This is a genomic window from Novosphingobium sp. BL-S-33 (assembly GCF_056857025.1).
Genome location: NZ_CM166474.1, coordinates 2414247 through 2432634 on the forward strand (window position 1 = coordinate 2414247; position 18388 = coordinate 2432634).

An 18388-nucleotide genomic window follows, 5' to 3' on the forward strand; every position below is an offset into this window, starting at 1 on the left:
CGCTCACACTGGGGGGCGGACGGGATCGCCGTCCTTCACGGTTTCCCCTGAAACACTTGCTGCCACACGATGCAAGGCTTCCTCCAACGAAATGCGACGCACCGGGGTCCCTTGCGGGAAGGCGCTGAGCAGGCGTGAGGGGAAAGCGGAGGAAAGCACCACGAAATGCCCGTGGTCTTCGCGGCTGCGGATCAGGCGGCCGAAGGCCTGCGCCAGCTTGGCGCGGATCAGGCTGTCGTCAAAGGCGGAACCGCCCCCGGCGACCCGCCGCGCGCGGTGCAGAATTGTCGGTCGCGGCCAAGGCACTTGCTCCATGACGACAAGACGGAGCGAATGGCCGGGCACGTCCACACCGTCGCGCAAGGCATCGGTGCCCAATAGCGAGGCCTTGGGATCGTCGCGGAAGATGTCGACCAGCGTGCCGGTGTCGATCGGATCGACATGCTGGGCATAGAGCGGCAGCCCGCCGCGCGCGAGACGATCGGCGATGCGGCCATGCACCGCGCGCAGACGGCGGATCGCGGTGAACAGGCCCAGCACGCCGCCGCCCGATGCCTCGATCAGTCGCCCATAGGCGCCAGCCAGCGCCGGAATATCGCCGCGCGGCACATCGTTGACGATCAGCACTTCGGCCTGCGCGGCGTAGTCGAACGGGCTCAGATGCTCGGAAAGTTTGGGCGCCACGTCGATATAAGGCGTGCCGGAACGCTTGATCGCCTGATCCCACGTGTCGCCGTCGCGCAGCGTGGCGGACGTCATGACGACGCCGTGCGCGGGTTCCAGCACGACACTGGCGAAGGGCTTCATCGGATCCAGCCAATGGCGATGGATGCCGGTATCGTACTCGCGCGCCTCGGAGCGTTCGAGCGACAGCCAGTCGACAAATTCGGGATCGGCCGGGCCGGCGAGGCGGGCCAGCATCGCTTCCCATGCTGCCAGCAGGTCGATTCGCCAGCTCAGGGAGTGGCGCGCGCCTTCGATACGGGCGCGGCCGGGGCCGTCCAGCCAGTCCGGCCCGTCCTCCAGCAGTGCCTCCAGCCTGAGGCCAAGGCGCATGAGGGGCTGGCGCAGCTCTGCCAGTGCCTCTCGCGCGGCTTCGGACACTTCCACGAAGGCGCCGTCGAGCCCGGCCGCCTCGGTTTCGAGTCCGTAGCCCGCTTCCTGCCCGCCGCTTTCGTCGCGGGCATAGACCGTCGCGCGGACGGCCGCGAAAAGCTCTTCCAGCGGGCCCGATGCCGCGCCTTCGACGATGCGCTGCATCCAGCCGTCGCCCGGCAGCGCCTCGGCGGCGGCGACGGCTGCGGTGATCGCCTTAGCGCCGGCCTCGTCATAGCTGGCGACATCGGCGAGTCGCGCGGAAAGCCCGCGACGGCGCCCGCGCGCGTTCTTTTCAGGGCCGATCACCCAGCGGCGCAACTCGATGGCCTCGGTGCCGGTCAGCGCGGCAGCGAACGTCGAATCGGCGGCGTCGAACACGTGATGGCCTTCGTCGAACACCACGCGAGTAGGGCGCGAGGCCTGATCGCGGCCGCGCGCGGCATTGATCATGACGAGGGCGTGATTACCGATCACGAGATCCGCGCCGACGCTGGCGCGGGTGGCGCGTTCGATGAAGCACTTCCGGAAATGCGGGCACCCGGCATAGACGCATTCGCCACGCCGGTCGGTGAGGGCGGTGATGCCGCGCTGGCGGAACAGCGTGCCCAGCCAGCCGGGCAGGTCGCCGCCGATCATGTCGCCGTCCTGCGAATAGGCGGCCCAGCGCGCAACGATCTGCGCCATGATCGCGGCGCGACCGGCGAATCCGCCTTGCAGCGCGTCCTCAAGGTTGAGCAGGCAGAGGTAGTTTTCGCGGCCCTTGCGCACGACGACGGGCTGGCTGCCGTCCGGCCGGTATTCCGGCCAGGCGCGGCGGCTTTCCTGGCGAAGCTGGCGTTGCAGGGCCTTGGTATATGTCGAAACCCAGACGGTTCCGCCCGATTGCTGCGCCCAGAGCGAGGCCGGGGCGAGATAGCCCAGCGTCTTGCCAATGCCGGTGCCGGCTTGCGCCAGCACCACGTGCGGACGGCCGCGCGCCTCGCGCGGGGCGAAGGCTTCCGAGGCCTCTACCGCATAGGCGCGCTGGCTCTCGCGCTGTTCCGCGCCGGTTCCGGTGAGTTGGGCCAGCCGTTGCAACACTTCGCCGGGCTGCAGCGTGATCTGGCGGGGCTGCGGGAGTTCCGGCGTTTCGTCCCACTCGGGAAGGCGCGTGAAGAGCCAGCGTTCGGCGCGCTGCGGCTTGGCGATCCGCGCTGTGAGCAAGGTGGACCATGGCCAGCGCATGCGGATCAGCGATTGCAGGCCGGTCCATGCGCCCTCGCGCTCCGGCCAGTCGGGGCTTTCGCACGTTTCCAGCAGGGCGCCCGCCGCTTCCTGTAACAGGCGCGGCACGTCGGCATCGCTGGTGGGTTCCTCAAGGCCCAGCGCGTGGGCGAGGCCCTTGGGAGTGGGCACCACGAAGCGCGCCGGGTGAATGAAGGCGTAGAGTTCGAGCAGGTCGAGCCCGGAAAGGTCCGGATAACCGAGCCGCGTCGCCACCAGCGGCGCGTTCAGGATCAGCAGCGGCGTGTCGGCAGCGGCGGTGACGGCCTCTCCCTTCGATACCGGGCGAGTCGTGCCGGGCCCCTCGCGGAGCCAGGAGCCGGCGTGGCTGGCGTGGAGCGCGGGCAAGGGTAGGGCGGCCATGGCCTTCGTCTTAGGCGCGGAGGGCGCGAAGGGAAACCTCGCGGGGCGCGCTTTCGTCAGAAACGAGGGTGTCTCGATAAAAATACGTCAAGATACATTTTAGCCTCTTGCGGATCTCGCTTTAAGATATATCTTGTAGCCATCATGAAGACACAACGAAACGAGATGAAAATGATGAAGATCCATCACAAGCGCGGCCATGGCCGCGGATGCGGCCGCGGCGAACGCAGTGGCCGCGAAGAATTCGGCGCCGAGTTTGGCGGTCACGGCTTTGGTGACAGGCGCTTCGACCCGCGCGGCATGCGCGGTCGCGGCGGTTTCGGCATGGAACGCGGTCCGTTCGGCCGCGATGGTGACGATTTCGAGGGCGGCTTCCCCGGTGGCCGTGGACGCGGTCGCGGCGGCCGGGGCGAAGGCTTCGGTGGCGGCTTTGGCGGGGGCTTCGGTCCCGGTGGCGGCCGCATGGGCGGTCGTCGCAAGCGTCTGTTCGAACAGGCCGAACTCCAGGTTCTCCTGCTCGCGCTGATCGTCGAGGCACCGCGCCATGGCTATGAGCTGATCCGCGAGATCGAGGCGCTTTCGGGCGGTGACTACGCGCCCAGCCCGGGCGTGGTCTATCCCGCGCTCACCTACATGGAAGAAGCGGGCCTGATCTCGGCAAAGGCCGAGGAAGGCGCGCGCAAGTCCTACGAAGCGACCGATGAAGGCCGCAAGCAGGCCGAGACCGACGCCGAGAAGGCCGTGGAACTGAAGGCCCGCCTCTCGGCATTGGCCGAGGCGCGCGACAAGGTCGATCCGGCCCCGGTGCGCCGCGCGATCCATGCGCTGCGGACCGCGATGCACGACCGTCTTTCGAAGGACGGCGCCAATCGCGAGGTCATCCTCCAGATCGCCGATGCGCTCGACGAGGCAACCCGCAAGATCGAAAGGATCGAGGTTTGAGCCACACGATCACGGCGAAAGTCGCCACGCCGAATGGCGGCAAGTACGTCCAGCAGCTTTGCAAGCACTGGAGCCACAAGCTGGAAAGCCGCGTGGACGGCGATACCGGCACGGTAACGTTCCCGACGGCTGTGGCGACGATGACGGCGGATGGCGAGGGCATCGCCATCGCCATCACCGGCGAGAACCGGGACGATGTGGAGCAACTGACCGACGTGGTCGCGCGCCATATCGACCGCTTCGCCTTTCGCGAAGATCCGCTGACCTATGACTGGCAATGGCAGGAAACTGCGGCTCAGTGATCCACTGATCCAAAGCGACACCGCCCCGCTCTCCCATCCGGCTCAAGGCCGGTGGGAGGCGGGGCGGTGTCGTTTTCGGCAGTAGCGTCAGGCCGCGCGCTTGTCCTGCGAATGGGCGCGGTCGATCGGCAGCGCTTCCTTGAAGGTATTGGTGACATAGGGGTAGGGGATCTCGATCCCTTCGCCGTCCAGCGCCGTCTTGATCGCCTTGATGGCATGGCTCTTGGTCACGCGCATGTCCTGCGGGCTGGTATCGGCCCACCACTGGATCAGGAAGTCGATCGAGCTGGAATTGAAGCGCTGGGCGACGACGAGCACGGCCTTCGTGGCATCGATGCCCTTCACTCCGGCGACAGCATCGCGAAGCAGGGTTTCGGCGCGGTCGAGATCGGCGTCGTAGGAAATGCCCACGACCAGTTCGTCGCGGCGCACCGGTTCGTCATTGAGGATGCGCACCGGGTTCTTGAACAGCATCGAGTTGGGCACGACGGTCAGTTCGCCGGTGAACTGGCGGATGTGGCTCTCACGCAGGGTGATGCGTTCGACTTTGCCCTGGATGTTGTTGCATTCGATCGAATCGCCGATGTTCATCTTGTCGCGCAGCATGATGAGCACGCCGGCGAGGAAGTTTTCGAAGATGTCCTGAAACGCGAAACCGATGGCGAGGGCGCCGACACCGAGACCGGCAAAAGCACCCGCCGGCGTGAAGCTCGGCACGGCAACGGTCAGGGCCACCAGCGAGCCGATGATCCACACGAACAGACGCACCAGCGTATCGAAAAGCTGTTTGAGGTCGTTGCGGATGCGCGTGCGGCCGGTCAGCTTGTCGGCGATGCGCACGGCGAATCGTGCGAGAATCCAGGTGACCACCAGCACCATCAGCGAAATGACGAGGCTCGGCAGCGCTGCCACGAAGCTGTCGGCCATGCTTTCGAGCTGTCTTTGCAGGGTGTCGACGTATCTCACGATCAATTCGTATCCTTTTGCGACATGAGGAACCTAACGGCTTCCCCACTGGAGTAGTTCCCCAGACCGCTTCGCGCTTGCGAAATGCGGCGAATTCGCGTCATAGCGCGCGCATGACTGAACAAGCCCTGATCGAAGCCGCTCGCGTGTCCAAGGCCTGGCCCTTCCAGGAGGCCCAGAAGCTGCTCAAGCGTTATCCGAATGGCAAACCCGGCAATGCGCCGGTGCTGTTCGAGACCGGTTACGGTCCCTCGGGCCTACCGCATATCGGCACGTTCCAGGAAGTGCTGCGCACCACGCTGGTGCGCCGCGCCTACGAGACGCTGACCGGCGGCGCGCCCACGCGCCTTGTTGCCTTCTCGGACGACATGGACGGCCTGCGCAAGGTGCCGGACAATATTCCGGGCGCCGATGTGCTCGCCGCCAATCTCGGCAAGCCGCTCAGCCGCATTCCCGATCCTTTCGGCACGCACGAGAGCTTTGCGCACCACAACAACGCGATGCTGCGCGACTTTCTTGACCGTTTCGGCTTCGACTACGAGTTCGTCTCGGCCAGCGATCGCTACAATTCGGGCGCGTTCGACGCGGCGCTGACGCGCGTGCTGGAATGCAACCAGGGCATTCTCGACGTCATGCTGCCGACGCTGCGCGAGGAGCGCCGCAAAACCTATTCGCCGGTCCTGCCGGTCTCGCCCAGCAGCGGCGTGGTGCTTCAGGTTCCGGTCGAAGTGCTCGACGTGGCCACCGGCATGATCCGATTCACTGACGAGGACGGTTCTGTCGTCGAGCAGAGCGCGTTCGGCGGCAAGGCCAAGCTCCAGTGGAAGGTCGACTGGGCGATGCGCTGGTACGCGCTGGGCGTCGACTATGAAATGTGCGGCAAGGACCTGACCGATTCGGTCACCCAGTCCGGCAAGATCGTGCAGATCCTGGGCGGGCGTAAGCCGGAAGGCCTGATCTACGAGCTGTTCCTTGACGAGAATGGCGAGAAGATCTCGAAGTCCAAGGGCAACGGCCTGACCATCGAGCAGTGGCTGACTTACGGCACCGAGGAATCGCTGGGCTTCTACCTGTTCCGCGAGCCCAAGAGCGCCAAGCAGCTCCATGTCGGCGTGATTCCCAAGGCGGTGGACGAATACTGGCAGTTCCGCGGCAATCTGGCCGATCAGGCAGTCGACAAGCAGCTCGGCAACCCGGTCTGGCACCTGCTGCGCGCGAGCGCTTCTGGTGAGGGCGCGGGCGCAGGCGATACCGTGCCGGTGACGTTCTCGCTGCTGCTCAACCTTGTCGGCGTGCTTGGTGCCGATGCCACGGCGGAGCAGGTCTGGTCCTACCTCGGCAACTATATCGAGGACGCCCGTCCCGAAGCGCATCCGGAACTGGGCGAGATGGTCCGCGCTGCGCTCGCCACCAACCGCGACTTCATCGCGCCGACCCTGAAGCGCCGCGCGCCGACCGCCAATGAGGCCGAGGCGCTCAAGGTGCTGGACGCCGAACTGGAAAAGCTGGGCGCCGATGCCACGGCGGAAAACCTCCAAAATGCGGTCTACGAGATCGGCAAGAACGAGGCCTATGGCTTCGAGACGCTACGCGACTGGTTCAAGGCGCTTTACGAGACGCTGCTCGGTTCTCCGCAGGGTCCGCGCATGGGCAGCTTCATTGCCCTTTACGGCGTACCCGAAACGCGCAAACTGATTGCGGAGGCCCTTTCGGCCGCTTGATTGGGGCCGAATATGCACAAAAATCCGCGAACGCCCGAGGAACTCGCCGAGGAACTCCTCGGGCGTAAGCTGGAGGAACTCGATCCCGAAGACCGCCATGTGCTGGGCCGGATCGCGTCGGGAACGCTGATCGGCCCCGATGCGGACGAACTGGCCTCCATGCACGCCTCGCACGGCGACCGCATTGCCGACAAAGTGGCGGCGGTTGGCGGTAGCTGGGGCTTTATCATTGCCTTCGGCGTGGTGCTGCTGGTCTGGATGCTGCTCAATTCCAGCGTGCTTCAGGCACTCGGGATCAAGCCCTTCGACGCCTATCCCTACATCTTCCTGAACCTGATGCTCTCGATGCTGGCGGCGATCCAGGCGCCGGTCATCATGATGAGCCAGAACCGGCAGTCGGACAAGGATCGCATCACCGCCCGCCACGACTATGAGGTGAACTTGCGCACGCAGTTGGAGATCATCCGGCTGCACCGCCGTTTCGATCACCTCATGGAATATCTGGACAACCGGCAGGCGGCCAAGGACGGCGAAGAGGCCTGATCGCCACCCGCGCTTATTGCCAGCGGCGTGCGCGGTACCATTTGGTGACGACGTACTTCACGCCGCGCTCCACCGGGCGGGCGGCATGCAGCGTCCACGGATTGGGTGAGCCGTCCGGACAGGCATTGTTCCAGAGCAGCAGCGTGCCGGGCTGGGGCGTGACGCGCAGGCCAAGCTTGGTGAAATCGGTATAGCCGCCCAATTCCACCGTGTTGAGGTAGACCATCGCCGTCCAGCTGCGCTGGCCGCCATTGCCATTCTCATGCGGCCAGTAGTCGGCATCGGTATCGAACCAATCGCAATGTTCGTGATAATATTCGCCGCAGAGATAGCGCTGGCCCTGCGCGCATTCGCTGCGGGCGGTATCCAGTCCGGTAAGGCGGCTCAGGTTGCGCTCCAGCGTGCGGATCGTGGGATCGGCGGGATCGATGTCGCCCGAATAGCTGGTGCGGTATCCCTCCCAGTCTTCCTCCTCGACAAGGCGGGAGGGGCAGGCGACCGCGTCGATCAGCGATGTGAGCCGGCGGCAGGCATCGGCGGAGATGAAGTCCGCCACGGTGTAGATCTCCGCGCCTTCGATGACGGCGCGGTGTGCCGAGGGTACCCGCGCCAGCCGGTCGCGCACGCCGGCACCGATCCGGGCCAGCGCCTCGCAGTCAGGATGGTTTTCTCCCCTCATCGCAAGGGAGACTAACCCAGTTGCGGGCAAGATCAATCGCTTGCTTCGCATATAGGAAAATGGCCCCGAAGCGGGTGCTTCGGGGCCATTCGTTTCAGTAGAAGAAATCGTAGATCACATCGACCACCTGGCCGGTGTAGACGTCCACCAGCACCACGTCGTCATAGTAGCGTACCCAGCGATAGGGGCCGTAGACCGGCGGGAGGCGGTACATCCACGGATCGTCGAGCCAGTACGAGCTGCCGTAGAACAGCGAGCCCAGCGTGAACCCGATGCCGATGCGCCGATAGGCGTAGCCGCGATAGGGCGCATAGTAGGGCCGTCCGCGATAGATATCGCTGTGGGCGCTGCGGTAGTCGCGCCAGTCGTAACGCTGGTCGCGGCGCCAGTTGTCGCGGTCCCAGTTGCGATTTCCGCCGTTGTTGCGGTTGTCCCAGCGATGATCGTCGTTGCGATTATCGTTGCGGTTGTTGTTCCAGTGCGGATCGCGCTGGTCGTTGCGGTACGAGGGGCTCTTCCAGGCGCTGGTCCGATCCGGTCCGCGATCGGAAACGGCGCCCGGACCACCCGGGACACCGCCTGGAACGGGGCGAACCTGTGCCGGTCCACCGGGGCGATCATCGCGGCCCTGTGCCCAGTTGGGTGCGCGGTTGCCTTGCGGAGGACGCGGGTCGTCGCGCTGCATCGGCGGGCGGCCCTGCTGGGCGAAGTTCGGTGCCTGCTGGCCCTGAAGGCGCGCGCCCGGATTCCAGAAGGGCACGTGGCCCGGCTGGCGATCATTCTGCTGCGGGCGAGCCTGTGCCTGCACGGGCGGGCGGCCCTGCATCTGCATCTGCGGACGCGGTTGGCCCTGCGGCTGAGCCTGCGGCGCCTGCATCTGCGGACGCGACGGACCCTGCTGCACGGCGCCCCGGTTGGCAAAACCGCCACCGTTGCGGCCGCCGCCACCGTCACCGCCGTGATTGCGGGCTTGATTGTCACCGCGGGCGTTAGCCGCGCGTTGGTCGTCTCGGGCCATGGCGGGCGCCGAAAGGGCCGTCACTGCCACCGCCATGGCACCAGCAGCACCCACGCCCTTGAGGAACTTCGCCTTCAATGTCGTACCCTTCGTAATCATTTCCGGTCTCCAAACCGGACTTGCCGCACCCTCTCGCGGCTTATCCTAAGACACTGGATACAGGGGAGGGGCTGTCGCATCCGTGAACCGGGCGGTTGCCGTTCATTCATAATTGCATCAACGAAAATGAACAGGCCGCCGCCCCGGTTTCCCGGAACGGCGGCCCGTGCGGTCCGCGAGGAGCGCTCCGATCAGAGCGTCAGCGCGTCAGCTTCTTGTAAGCCAGACGGGTCGGACGGTCGGCCGCATCGCCAAGGCGGCGGCGCTTGTCTTCTTCGTAGGCTTCGAAGTTGCCTTCGAACCATTCGACATGGCTGTCACCCTCGAAGGCGAGGATGTGCGTGGCCAGACGGTCAAGGAAGAAACGGTCGTGGCTGATGACCACGGCGCAGCCCGCGAAGTTTTCGATGGCTTCTTCCAGAGCGCCCAGCGTTTCCACGTCGAGGTCGTTGGTCGGTTCGTCGAGCAGCAGGACGTTGCCGCCAAGCTTCAGCATCTTGGCCATGTGCACGCGGTTGCGTTCACCGCCCGAGAGCTTGCCGACGTTCTTCTGCTGGTCGGCGCCCTTGAAGTTGAACGCGCCGACATAGGCGCGGGTCGACATCTCGTGCTTGTTGACGGTCATGTAGTCATGACCCTCCGAGATTTCTTCCCAGACGTTCTTCTTCGGATCGAGGTGATCGCGGCTCTGGTCCACGAAGCCGAGGTGCACGGTGGAGCCGATTTCGATCGAGCCGGTGTCAGGCGTTTCCTTGCCGGTGAGCAGCTTGAACAGCGTCGACTTACCCGCGCCGTTCGGGCCGATCACGCCGACGATGCCGCCCGGCGGCAGGATGAACGAGAGGTTCTCGAACAGCAGCTTGTCGCCGTAGGCCTTGGAGATGTCCTTGACCTCGATGACCTTGCCGCCAAGACGCTCGGGGACCTGGATGACGATCTGGGCCTTGCCGGGCTTGCGGCCGGCCTGGGCGTCCTGAAGCTGCTCGAACTTGCGGATACGCGCCTTCGACTTGGTCTGGCGGGCGGCGGGCGTCTGCCGCATCCATTCCAGCTCGTCCTTGAGCGCCTTCTGGCGGCCGGATTCCTCACGGTCCTCCTGCTCCATGCGCTTGGCCTTCTTCTCGAGGTAGGTCGAGTAGTTGCCTTCGTACGGGAAGTACTTTCCGCGGTCGAGTTCGAGGATCCAGTCCACTACGTGGTCAAGGAAGTAGCGGTCGTGGGTGATCATCAGCACCGCGCCCGCGTATTCCTTCAGGTGGTTTTCCAGCCATTCGACGGATTCGGCGTCAAGGTGGTTGGTCGGTTCGTCGAGCAGCAGGATCGACGGCTTCTGGATCAGCAGGCGCGTCAGCGCGACGCGGCGCTTTTCACCGCCCGAGAGCTTGTCCACCGGCCAGTCGCCCGGCGGGCAGCGCAGCGCTTCCATCGCGATTTCAAGCTGGTTGTCGAGCGTCCAGCCGTCGACAGCGTCGATCTTGTCCTGCAGCTCGCTCATCTCGGCGCCGAGTGCTTCGAAATCGGCGTCTTCCTCGCCCATTTCCATGCCGATCGCGTTGAAGCGATCGACCATGTCGGCCGTTGCGCGCGCGCCGTCCTTGACGTTCTCAAGCACGGTCTTGCTGGGATCGAGTTCCGGCTCCTGCTCAAGGTAGCCGACGGTGATGTTCTCACCGGCCCAGGCTTCGCCCGTGTAATCGGTGTCGATGCCGGCCATGATCTTGATCAGGGTCGACTTACCGACGCCGTTCGGACCGACGATGCCGATCTTGGCACCCTGGTAGAACTGGAGGTTGATGTCGGAGAGCACCGGCTTCGGAGCGCCGGTGAAGGTCTTGGTCATGCCCTTCATGACGAAGGCGTATTGGGCAGCCATCGGTTTCCTCTGGAATAGGATCTGGGTCTGGAAATTGGGGTTCGCTCTACAGGGGCGCGGCCCCCTTGCCAAGGCCGCCTCCATAAGTGGGGCCTGTATGGCTTCGTGCGTGGTATCGATGTTGGAGATTGTGTCGATGGGGGCGATTTTCAAGGTGGTCCGAAGGGAGGATTCTTCGCGCCATTCGGCCCTGCGGCGAAAGGCGAACGCGCCCCGGCTGGTCCCGTCGTGCATGGCCGAGATGGACCGGTTGGCACGAGCGGTGGAGCGCGTTACGTCTCTGTCATGCAACGCAGATTCTCTCGCGCGGCGCTTCTTGCCGCATCCGCCGCTTCGCTCATCGCAGCGCCCGCTTTCGCCACGCCTCAAGAGGGTTCGGGCACGGCCTGGGACATCGTCGAGGGCCTGACCACGGAGATCGGTCCGCGCCTTGCCGGTTCGGATGCGGAAGGACGCGCGCGCGTCTGGGCCGAGGCGAGGCTCAAGGCATTGGGCTTCCAGAACGTCAAGGTCGAGCGTTTCACTACGCTCGCTTGGACGCGCGGCGAGGAAAAGGCGATGCTGATCGCGCCTTACACGCAGCCGCTGGCAATCGCCGCGCTGGGCATGTCGGTGCCGACTCCGGCGGGCGGGCTCAAGGCCGAGATGGTGTACTTCCCCACGCTTGACGCACTGCGCGCCGCGCCTGACGGCTCGCTCAAGGGCAAGGTTGCCTTCGTGGACCACGCCATGCGCGCGGCGCAGGATGGTTCGGGCTACGGCCCTTATGGCGACGTGCGCCGCAAGGGCCCGGCGCTTGCCTCGCAGAAGGGCGCCGCCGCCATCGTTATCCGCTCGGCCGGAACCGACAACCACCGCAATCCGCATACCGGTACGACCATATTTCCCAAGGGCGTGACGTCGATCCCGGCGGGCGCGGTCTCGAACCCCGATGCCGACCTGATCGCCCGCGTCGCCAAGCGCGGCCAGCCGATGAAGATCGATCTGACGCTGATGGGCAAGCCGTTCCCCAATGCGCCTTCGGGCAATGTGATTGGCGAACTGCCGGGCCGCGATCCTTCGCTGCCGAAGATCGTGCTGGCCTGCCATCTCGATTCCTGGGACCTCGGCACCGGCGCCATCGACAATGCTTCGGGCTGCGCGATCGTGACCGCCGCGGCGCTTGCCGCGCAGAAGGACGGGCAGACCTTGCGCACGATCCGCGTGCTCTGGGCGGGTAACGAGGAAATGGGCCTCAACGACGGTGGCAACGCGGCTTATGTGCGGATGCACGGATCGGAACCGCATGCACTGGCGATGGAAAGCGACTTCGGCGCGGACAAGGTGTGGCAGGTGAAGTTCTCGGTCGCCTCGCAGAACCAGGCGATGATCGACAAGGTCAAGGCGGCGCTCTGGCCGATGGGCATCACCCCCCACGAAGGCGCGGCCGATGGCGGCGAGGACGTGTCCGGCATCATTCAGGCGCAGAAGCTTGCGGTGATCGACCTCGGGCAGGACGGCACCCATTACTTCGACCTGCACCACACGCCCGACGATACGCTGGACAAGGTCGATCCGGCCGCGCTTCAGCAGAATGTCGATGCCTGGACGGCCGTGCTCAAGGTGATCGCCAACGAGCCCGGCGAGATCGCCAAGGTTCCGGCGCACTCTGAATGAGCCGGATGATCTGAATTGGGGGAAGGGGCGGGAGATTTTCCGCCCCTTTTCCTATCAGCCTGCCGCTGCGATCCGTTCGGCGACGGCAATCAGGCGCTGCGCCTGATCGAGGTGCAGCAGTTCGGTCATCTTGCCATCGACGCGAATGGCGCCCTTGCCCTGGTTTTCGGGCAGGGCGAAAGCCTCGATCACGTTGTGGGCCCATGCCAGATCGGCCTCGCCGGGCGAGAACACCGTGTTGCAGGGCTCGACTTGCGCGGGGTGGATCAGGCTCTTGCCGTCGAAGCCGAACATCAGGCCCTGACGCGCCTCGGCCTCGAAAGCGTCGAGGTCGCGGAACTCGTTGCAGACACCGTCGAGAATGGCGACGCCATGCGCGCGGGCGGCGGCGACCGCCATCGAAAGGAACGGCAGGAACGGCGTGCGGCACGGCGTAAGCTGCGCGCGCATTTCCTTGGCGAGATCGTTGGTGCCCATGATCCAGAGCGATAGCCGCGTCGTTTCGGCCATGGCGGCGATGGCGGGCAGGTTGCCCACGCTCGCGCATGTCTCGATCATGGTCCAGAGCTGCATGGCGGGCGCGGCACCGGCCAGCGCGGCGTTGTAGCGGGCGATGTCTTCGGGGTTGTTCACCTTGGGAACGAGCACGGCGTCGGCCTGCGATCCGGCAATGGCGGCAAGGTCTGCCGCGCCCCATTCGGTATCCAGCCCGTTGGCACGAATCACCACTTCGCGGTGGCCGAATCCGCCTTCCGCCACGGCACGTATCGCCGTTTCGCGCGCGGCATCTTTCGCCTCGGGCGCAACGGCATCCTCAAGGTCCAGAATCACCACGTCGCAGGGCAGGGTGCGGGCCTTGGCGATGGCGCGTTCGTTGGATGCCGGGAGGTAAAGCGCGCTGCGGCGCGGGCGGTCATTGGGGGTAGCGGTCATCCTGTCGGGCTCCTCGGCGGGGGAAGTTCAATGCGTTGGAGAGGGCGCCCGGGTCAAGCGGAGCACCGCGATGCCCGGGCGATACATGACCGGCCCTTGCGGGGTAATCATGGTTGCTAACCCGTTACCCGCCAGATGAGGGCTTATGCATTGGCCTAAAGTCCAGATGTAATCGATTGTTCGGGGGGCTATACTTGCCCTTGTCGTCAGCGATCGTTTTCAGCCTCGGCGGTCGCGAAAGGGCGGGTTCCCCTTCCCGCCGAAACGATACGATAAAATTGAGGGTCGCAACTCGCCGCCCCGTGATCGCGCCGAAGCCGATGCCGCCAATGGCATGGGCGAATGGCGCGGACGCGGGGCGGCAACCTTCCGGGGCTACCTCAGGTCAATTCGAGGTTACGAGAATGCGATCGAGCATCCGTTCGCTTTCGCTCCAGAGCTTCCGGGCGGCTTCGTCATCGAGCGCCTGCGCCGCCGGCTCTTCTTCCTTCAGGTCATGGAAATAGCGGCCGCCCATTCCGCCCAGTTCCTGCGCCGTCGCCAGCCAGACGATCGTGCGCGCGGGCTGCTCGGGCGGCACGCTGTCGTTGTTCGCCATCCAGGCCTGCATCTGCGCATCGCCGTGGCTGGCAAAGTTGGAGGCAACGCGCCCCGGGTGCATGGCGAGCGAGACCATGCCCTTGTCTCGCACCCGCCGGTCCAGCTCGCGGGCGAACAGCAGGTTGGCAAGCTTGGCCTGGCAGTAGGCGGCGCTGGTGTTGAAAGCGGCATCCATATTGAGATCGTACCAGCGCATCTCCTGGCACCCGGCATGCCCGGAAGAGGACACTGCGATGACCCGGACCAGCCCGGGCGCGCTGTCTCCGGCCGCGCGTTCCAACAGCGGCATCAACGCGCGCGTGAGCAGGAAGGGCGCAAGGTGATTGGCGGCGAATGTCGCCTCCAGCCCCTCTGAGGTGCGGTACTGGCCGTCGCGCACGCCGCCGGCGTTGTTGACGAGCACATCGACCCGGTCGGTCAGTTCGCCGATCTGGCGGGCGACCGAGAGAACGTCGCGCATTTCGGTGAAATCGCCGCGCAGGAAGTCCACCCGTCCGCCGTTTGCGGCCCCGGCGGCCAGTTCCCGGGCCGCTTCTTCGCAGCGCACCTCGTCGCGGCCGGTGCCGATGACGTGCCAGCCCATGCGCGCGAAGGCCTGCGCGCTCGCTTTGCCGATGCCCGCGCTGGCGCCGGTGATGACGACGCATCGCTGGCGTGATTGTGCCGTTTCGCCCATCTGCTTACTCTCCCATTTTGTTCGGTATCAGCGCGGTTCCGCGCCCTTGAGGAATAGCCGCACCGCGAAGTCGACCCGGCTGCGCACATCCGTCTCGCTGAGCGCGTTGCCCGAGACGAGGAAGCGCACCGGGCCGCTCACCACCATGCTCATGAAGACATTCGCTGCCAGCATCGGGTCTTCGACCGCCAGCCGTCCGGCCACGGTTTCGTCGGCCAGGATCGCGGCCAGGAACGTCACTGTCGGCAGCGCGGCGATGTCGTAATAGGTCTGGAAGATATCCGGGAAGCGGTAGGCCTCGGTATTGATGAGGCGCTGCATCTTCAGGCCTTCCTCGGTTCCGGCGAGTTCGATGCGCAGCAGGGCGATGTTGACCAGCGTGGCTTCGAGATCGGCCGTCCGCGTTCCCGCGATCCGCTCGGGGCTCGCGGCGCGGCGCTCTGTCCCCCGGCGCAGGGCGGCGCGGAAGAGGGCGGCTTTCTCCGGATAGCGCGCATAGACGGTGCGCTTCGTCATCGAGACTTCGGCGGCGATCGCCTCGATGGTGGTCGGCTCGTAACCCTTTTCCAGAAAATTCTCGAACGCGCAGTCCAGCAACTGCTTGTGCCGGGCCTGCGCCTGTTCGCGCGTCGGCCGACCAGCGCGCACGCTGGCGGGAGCGGAAGGGGTGGCGGTTTCGATTACGTCGGCAGGCTCGTTCATCGCGCCATAGGAACCGATCTCGCTTGCCCTGCCAAGAGAATCGTGAATAATGATACGCACAAGTTGCCATTAATCGAGTCGAGGCCGGGCGTCCAGCCGCGACCTCTGGCCGACAGGGAATTGGGAGAGAACGAATGGGTGAAGCCGCCGACAAGCTCATGGCGCTGGTCGCCGATCCGCAGCGTTTCAGTTTCAGCGCGGATGAACTGCGCGAAACGCAGGTCGCCGCGCTCGACGAGCGTTTTCAGGAACGCAAGGACCGCATCAAGCTGCTGAGCCTGCGTGCCCGTGACGCCGGGATCGACAAGATCGCTTCTGTCGCGGACATGGTGCCGCTGCTGTTTCCGCATACCGCCTACAAGTCCTATCCTGAGAGCTTCCTTATGGAAGAACGCTGGGACAAGCTGACCAAGTGGCTCGGCACGATCTCGCCCTATCCGATCGAAGGGCTGGACCTCGAAGGCGTCGAAGGTATCGATGACTGGATCGAGCGGTTGGCGGCACTCGGTCATTTCATCTCCTGCTCCAGCGGCACCACCGGCAAGTCGGCCATGCTGATCGCCTCGCAGAAGGACATGGACTGGTCGAAGATCGATACGGTCAATGTCTTCGCCTGGGGCTCTGGTGTGGTTCCGGCGCAGGACCGCGTGATCGTTGGCTGCGCTCCGGTCGCCACTGTGCCCAAAAACGCCACGATTGCGCAGGCGCAGTACGAGGCCTTTGCCGATCCTTCGGCGCCGCGCTGGCACTATCCCGTGCCGCCGATCACCGTGGGTTCGCTCACTTCGATGGTGGTCATGCGCAAGAAGATTGCCGAGGGCACCGCGCGTCCGGACGAGATCGCCGCTTTCGAGGAAACCTCGGCCGCGCGCGCCAAGGCCGTGGCCGATGCGATCCCGGCGACGGCGCAGTTCATCATCGAGAACCGCCATCGCAAGCTTCAGCTTTCGGGCCTCTGGAGCGGATTGTGGCAGGTCGCGAAGGCCGTGCGTGATGCGGGGTATGGCCGCGCCGATTTCGATCCGGACAACTCGATCTATGTCGGTGGCGGGCTCAAGCGCGCGCAACTTCCTGAGGATTATCAGGAGTATGTGTTCGATACCTTCAACATTCCGGAAGATCGCCACTTCCAGAACTATTCGATGCAGGAGCTGAACTCCGGCATGCCCAAGTGCCGCGAGGGCGGGCGTTATCATGTGCCGCCGTGGATCGTGCCGGTGCTGCTCGACAAGTCGGGCGACAATGCTTTGGATCACACTTCAGGTGAAATGGAAGGTCGCGCTGCCTTCTTCGATCTCTCGCTCGACGGGCGCTGGGGCGGCGTGATTACGGGCGACAAGATCTCGCTCGATTACAGCCCCTGCAAGTGCGGGAACCACGGTCCTTCGATCCGCGACAACATCGTGCGCTACGCGGATCTGGAAGGTGACGACAAGATCGGCTGTGCAGGCACGGTCGATGCTTATGTGCGAGGTGTGGCATGAACTCTCTGACACAAGCAACTGAAACAGAAGGACTTGTTTCGGCCCCGTTCTTCCTGCGCGGCGAGGTGCTGCACGGCACTGACGTGATCCAGACGTCGCGCGACCTTGGCGTGACCTTCGCGACACCTAAGATACCCTTCGACCGCGCCGTGCCGCCGCGCACCGAAGTGCCGCCGCTGCTTAACGTGCCGCTGGCGGAGATCATCGATTTCCTTGTCGAAACCGGCCAGCGTCTGACCGCTTCCGACAACGATCACATGCAGGAATGCATCGAGCGGATGTGTCGCACGCATATCCTGCCGCGTGCCGTCGTCGAGAACACCGCGCGCCATGCTGCCGCCTATCTCGACAAGCGCGTGCTGATGGCCGAGGTGGAGCAGAACTTCCCCGATCCGCGCGCGCTCGACGAGTGGGTGCCGAAGCAGGACTTCACGGGCCGCAAGAGCTTCGTGCGGGCCTTCGCGCCGCGCCTGATCCATGTGCTGCCGGGCAATTCGCCGGGCGTGGCCGTGAAGTCGGTGGCGCAGGGTTCGATGGTCAAGGGCGTGAACCTGTTCAAAATGAGCAGCGCGGACCCTTTCACTATGGTCGCGATCCTGCGGACCATGGCGGATATCGACGCTAACCATCCGATCGTTCGCTCGATGTCGGCCGTCTACTGGCGCGGCGGCGACGATGCGACCGAGCGCGTGCTCTATCGTCCGCAGTATTTCGACAAGATCGTCGCCTGGGGTGGCGGCGACGCGATTAACAATGTCATCAAGTACTTGGGCCCCGGTTTTCAGCTCGTTTCGTTCGATCCCAAGACCTCGATCTCGATGGTCGGGCGCGAGGGGCTGACCGATGACGCCACCATCGACCGCGTGGCGGACCTTTGCTCCACTGACGTCATGACGTTGAACCAGGAAGCCTGCGTCGCCAGTCGCTTCCAGTTCGTGGAAGGCAGTGAGGAGGAAGTGGACCGTTTCTGCGCCCGCCTGCACCACCACATCGCCCGCCGCGCCGCCGAAAGCGGAGACTTTCGCCCGCTCGATCGCGACATGCGGGAGGCGGTCGATACGATGATGCTGATGGACGACGAATACGGCGTCTGGGGCCGGACCGACGGCAAGGGTCTTGTCATCCGCTCCGAGGAGCCGGTCGATTTCCACCCGATCAACAAGACCGCCAACGTCGTGCGCGTCGATAGCCTTGATGAAGCGGTGAAGTGGATCAATGTCGCCACGCAGACGGTGGGCTTCTATCCCTTCGACCGCATGGCCGACTATCGCGACCGGCTGGCTGCGGGCGGCGCCCAGCGCGTGGTTCATCTGGGCGAGGCAGGCCCGTCGACGATCGGCAATCCGCATGATGCCATGTATCCGCTGCACCGCTTCGTGCACTGGATGGCGCACGAGGACGGGAAGGTGCCGGAATGACCCCATTGCCGGGGCGATAACCGGAAATTGCCTCGTTTTCCCGATGGTCAGA

General features: G+C 64.9%; 15 protein-coding genes. 7 read left to right on the forward strand and 8 right to left on the reverse strand.

Features of this window, described 5'->3' with window-relative positions; translation table 11 throughout:
* Positions 1–3 precede the first annotated feature (3 nt).
* Positions 4–2724: an ATP-dependent DNA helicase gene (locus AC1VVM_RS11320; RefSeq protein ID WP_482904008.1), complete on the reverse strand. Its 2721-nt coding sequence runs from the start codon at positions 2722–2724 to the stop codon at positions 4–6.
* A gap of 171 nt (positions 2725–2895) precedes the next feature.
* Here AC1VVM_RS11320 and AC1VVM_RS11325 point away from each other — a divergent pair, with 171 nt between their 5' ends.
* Both AC1VVM_RS11325 and AC1VVM_RS11330 read left to right on the forward strand, forming a co-directional pair.
* Entirely contained in the window at positions 2896–3666 is a 771-nt protein-coding gene (locus AC1VVM_RS11325) for a PadR family transcriptional regulator (protein WP_482904009.1), read from the forward strand.
* Positions 3663–3968, forward strand: coding sequence for a DUF2218 domain-containing protein (locus AC1VVM_RS11330; RefSeq protein ID WP_482904010.1), 306 nt, complete (start codon positions 3663–3665; stop codon positions 3966–3968). Before AC1VVM_RS11325 ends, AC1VVM_RS11330 begins: the two co-directional genes overlap by 4 nt.
* An 87-nt stretch (positions 3969–4055) precedes the next feature.
* Here AC1VVM_RS11330 and AC1VVM_RS11335 read toward each other — a convergent pair whose 3' ends face one another.
* The gene (locus AC1VVM_RS11335; RefSeq protein ID WP_132385231.1) at positions 4056–4934 is read right to left on the reverse strand and encodes a mechanosensitive ion channel family protein; all 879 of its coding nucleotides are present in this window, start codon (positions 4932–4934) and stop codon (positions 4056–4058) included.
* 113 nt (positions 4935–5047) lie between these two features.
* Between AC1VVM_RS11335 and AC1VVM_RS11340 the strand changes: the two genes are divergently transcribed.
* Positions 5048–6655 (forward strand): lysine--tRNA ligase, encoded by a 1608-nt coding sequence (locus tag AC1VVM_RS11340; protein WP_482904011.1) that lies wholly within the window; start codon positions 5048–5050, stop codon positions 6653–6655.
* 12 nt (positions 6656–6667) lie between these two features.
* Positions 6668–7198, forward strand: coding sequence for a DUF1003 domain-containing protein (locus AC1VVM_RS11345; protein ID WP_482904012.1), 531 nt, complete (start codon positions 6668–6670; stop codon positions 7196–7198).
* Positions 7199–7211: 13 nt separating this feature from the next.
* Here the strand turns inward: AC1VVM_RS11345 and AC1VVM_RS11350 are convergent, their stop codons facing one another.
* From AC1VVM_RS11350 to ettA, 3 genes are all read right to left on the reverse strand, one after another.
* Positions 7212–7877 carry a prolyl hydroxylase family protein gene (locus tag AC1VVM_RS11350; RefSeq protein ID WP_482955072.1) on the reverse strand — a complete coding sequence of 222 codons (666 nt, stop codon included), beginning with the start codon at positions 7875–7877 and terminating at the stop codon, positions 7212–7214.
* A gap of 94 nt (positions 7878–7971) precedes the next feature.
* Positions 7972–8994, reverse strand: a complete 1023-nt coding sequence (locus tag AC1VVM_RS11355; RefSeq protein ID WP_482904014.1) for an RcnB family protein — start codon at positions 8992–8994, stop codon at positions 7972–7974.
* Positions 8995–9193: 199 nt separating this feature from the next.
* Positions 9194–10867, reverse strand: a complete 1674-nt coding sequence (gene ettA / locus AC1VVM_RS11360) for an energy-dependent translational throttle protein EttA (protein ID WP_482904015.1) — start codon at positions 10865–10867, stop codon at positions 9194–9196.
* Positions 10868–11152: 285 nt separating this feature from the next.
* Here ettA and AC1VVM_RS11365 point away from each other — a divergent pair, with 285 nt between their 5' ends.
* Positions 11153–12523 carry a M20/M25/M40 family metallo-hydrolase gene (locus AC1VVM_RS11365; RefSeq protein WP_482955073.1) on the forward strand — a complete coding sequence of 457 codons (1371 nt, stop codon included), beginning with the start codon at positions 11153–11155 and terminating at the stop codon, positions 12521–12523.
* A gap of 54 nt (positions 12524–12577) precedes the next feature.
* On the opposite strand, the gene AC1VVM_RS11370 is transcribed toward AC1VVM_RS11365, so the two are convergent.
* The 3 genes from AC1VVM_RS11370 to AC1VVM_RS11380 all read right to left on the reverse strand — a co-directional run bounded on the left by AC1VVM_RS11370 (position 12578) and on the right by AC1VVM_RS11380 (position 15494).
* Positions 12578–13456 carry an HpcH/HpaI aldolase/citrate lyase family protein gene (locus AC1VVM_RS11370; RefSeq protein WP_482904017.1) on the reverse strand — a complete coding sequence of 293 codons (879 nt, stop codon included), beginning with the start codon at positions 13454–13456 and terminating at the stop codon, positions 12578–12580.
* 385 nt (positions 13457–13841) lie between these two features.
* Complete coding sequence (locus AC1VVM_RS11375; protein WP_482904018.1) at positions 13842–14732, reverse strand: SDR family NAD(P)-dependent oxidoreductase; 891 nt, start codon at positions 14730–14732, stop codon at positions 13842–13844.
* A gap of 27 nt (positions 14733–14759) precedes the next feature.
* Positions 14760–15494: a TetR/AcrR family transcriptional regulator gene (locus AC1VVM_RS11380; RefSeq protein ID WP_482904019.1), complete on the reverse strand. Its 735-nt coding sequence runs from the start codon at positions 15492–15494 to the stop codon at positions 14760–14762.
* Positions 15495–15568: 74 nt separating this feature from the next.
* Here AC1VVM_RS11380 and AC1VVM_RS11385 point away from each other — a divergent pair, with 74 nt between their 5' ends.
* Together AC1VVM_RS11385 and AC1VVM_RS11390 are read left to right on the forward strand one after the other, a co-directional pair.
* Positions 15569–16918 (forward strand): hypothetical protein, encoded by a 1350-nt coding sequence (locus tag AC1VVM_RS11385; protein WP_482904020.1) that lies wholly within the window; start codon positions 15569–15571, stop codon positions 16916–16918.
* Positions 16915–18336: an acyl-CoA reductase gene (locus AC1VVM_RS11390; protein WP_482955074.1), complete on the forward strand. Its 1422-nt coding sequence runs from the start codon at positions 16915–16917 to the stop codon at positions 18334–18336. The genes AC1VVM_RS11385 and AC1VVM_RS11390 overlap by 4 nt, the downstream gene beginning before the upstream one ends.
* Positions 18337–18388 lie beyond the last annotated feature (52 nt).

Bases quoted from the DNA above. Each gene is read 5' to 3' on its own strand.
- AC1VVM_RS11320 (WP_482904008.1), bottom strand. From the start codon at position 2,724: ATGGCCGCCCTACCCTTGCCCGCGCTCCACGCCAGCCACGCCGGCTCC.
- AC1VVM_RS11325 (WP_482904009.1), top strand. From the start codon at position 2,896: ATGATGAAGATCCATCACAAGCGCGGCCATGGCCGCGGATGCGGCCGC.
- AC1VVM_RS11340 (WP_482904011.1), top strand. From the start codon at position 5,048: ATGACTGAACAAGCCCTGATCGAAGCCGCTCGCGTGTCCAAGGCCTGG.
- AC1VVM_RS11345 (WP_482904012.1), top strand. From the start codon at position 6,668: ATGCACAAAAATCCGCGAACGCCCGAGGAACTCGCCGAGGAACTCCTC.
- AC1VVM_RS11350 (WP_482955072.1), bottom strand. From the start codon at position 7,877: ATGAGGGGAGAAAACCATCCTGACTGCGAGGCGCTGGCCCGGATCGGT.
- AC1VVM_RS11355 (WP_482904014.1), bottom strand. From the start codon at position 8,994: ATGATTACGAAGGGTACGACATTGAAGGCGAAGTTCCTCAAGGGCGTG.
- ettA (WP_482904015.1), bottom strand. From the start codon at position 10,867: ATGGCTGCCCAATACGCCTTCGTCATGAAGGGCATGACCAAGACCTTC.
- AC1VVM_RS11365 (WP_482955073.1), top strand. From the start codon at position 11,153: ATGCAACGCAGATTCTCTCGCGCGGCGCTTCTTGCCGCATCCGCCGCT.
- AC1VVM_RS11370 (WP_482904017.1), bottom strand. From the start codon at position 13,456: ATGACCGCTACCCCCAATGACCGCCCGCGCCGCAGCGCGCTTTACCTC.
- AC1VVM_RS11375 (WP_482904018.1), bottom strand. From the start codon at position 14,732: ATGGGCGAAACGGCACAATCACGCCAGCGATGCGTCGTCATCACCGGC.
- AC1VVM_RS11385 (WP_482904020.1), top strand. From the start codon at position 15,569: ATGGGTGAAGCCGCCGACAAGCTCATGGCGCTGGTCGCCGATCCGCAG.
- AC1VVM_RS11390 (WP_482955074.1), top strand. From the start codon at position 16,915: ATGAACTCTCTGACACAAGCAACTGAAACAGAAGGACTTGTTTCGGCC.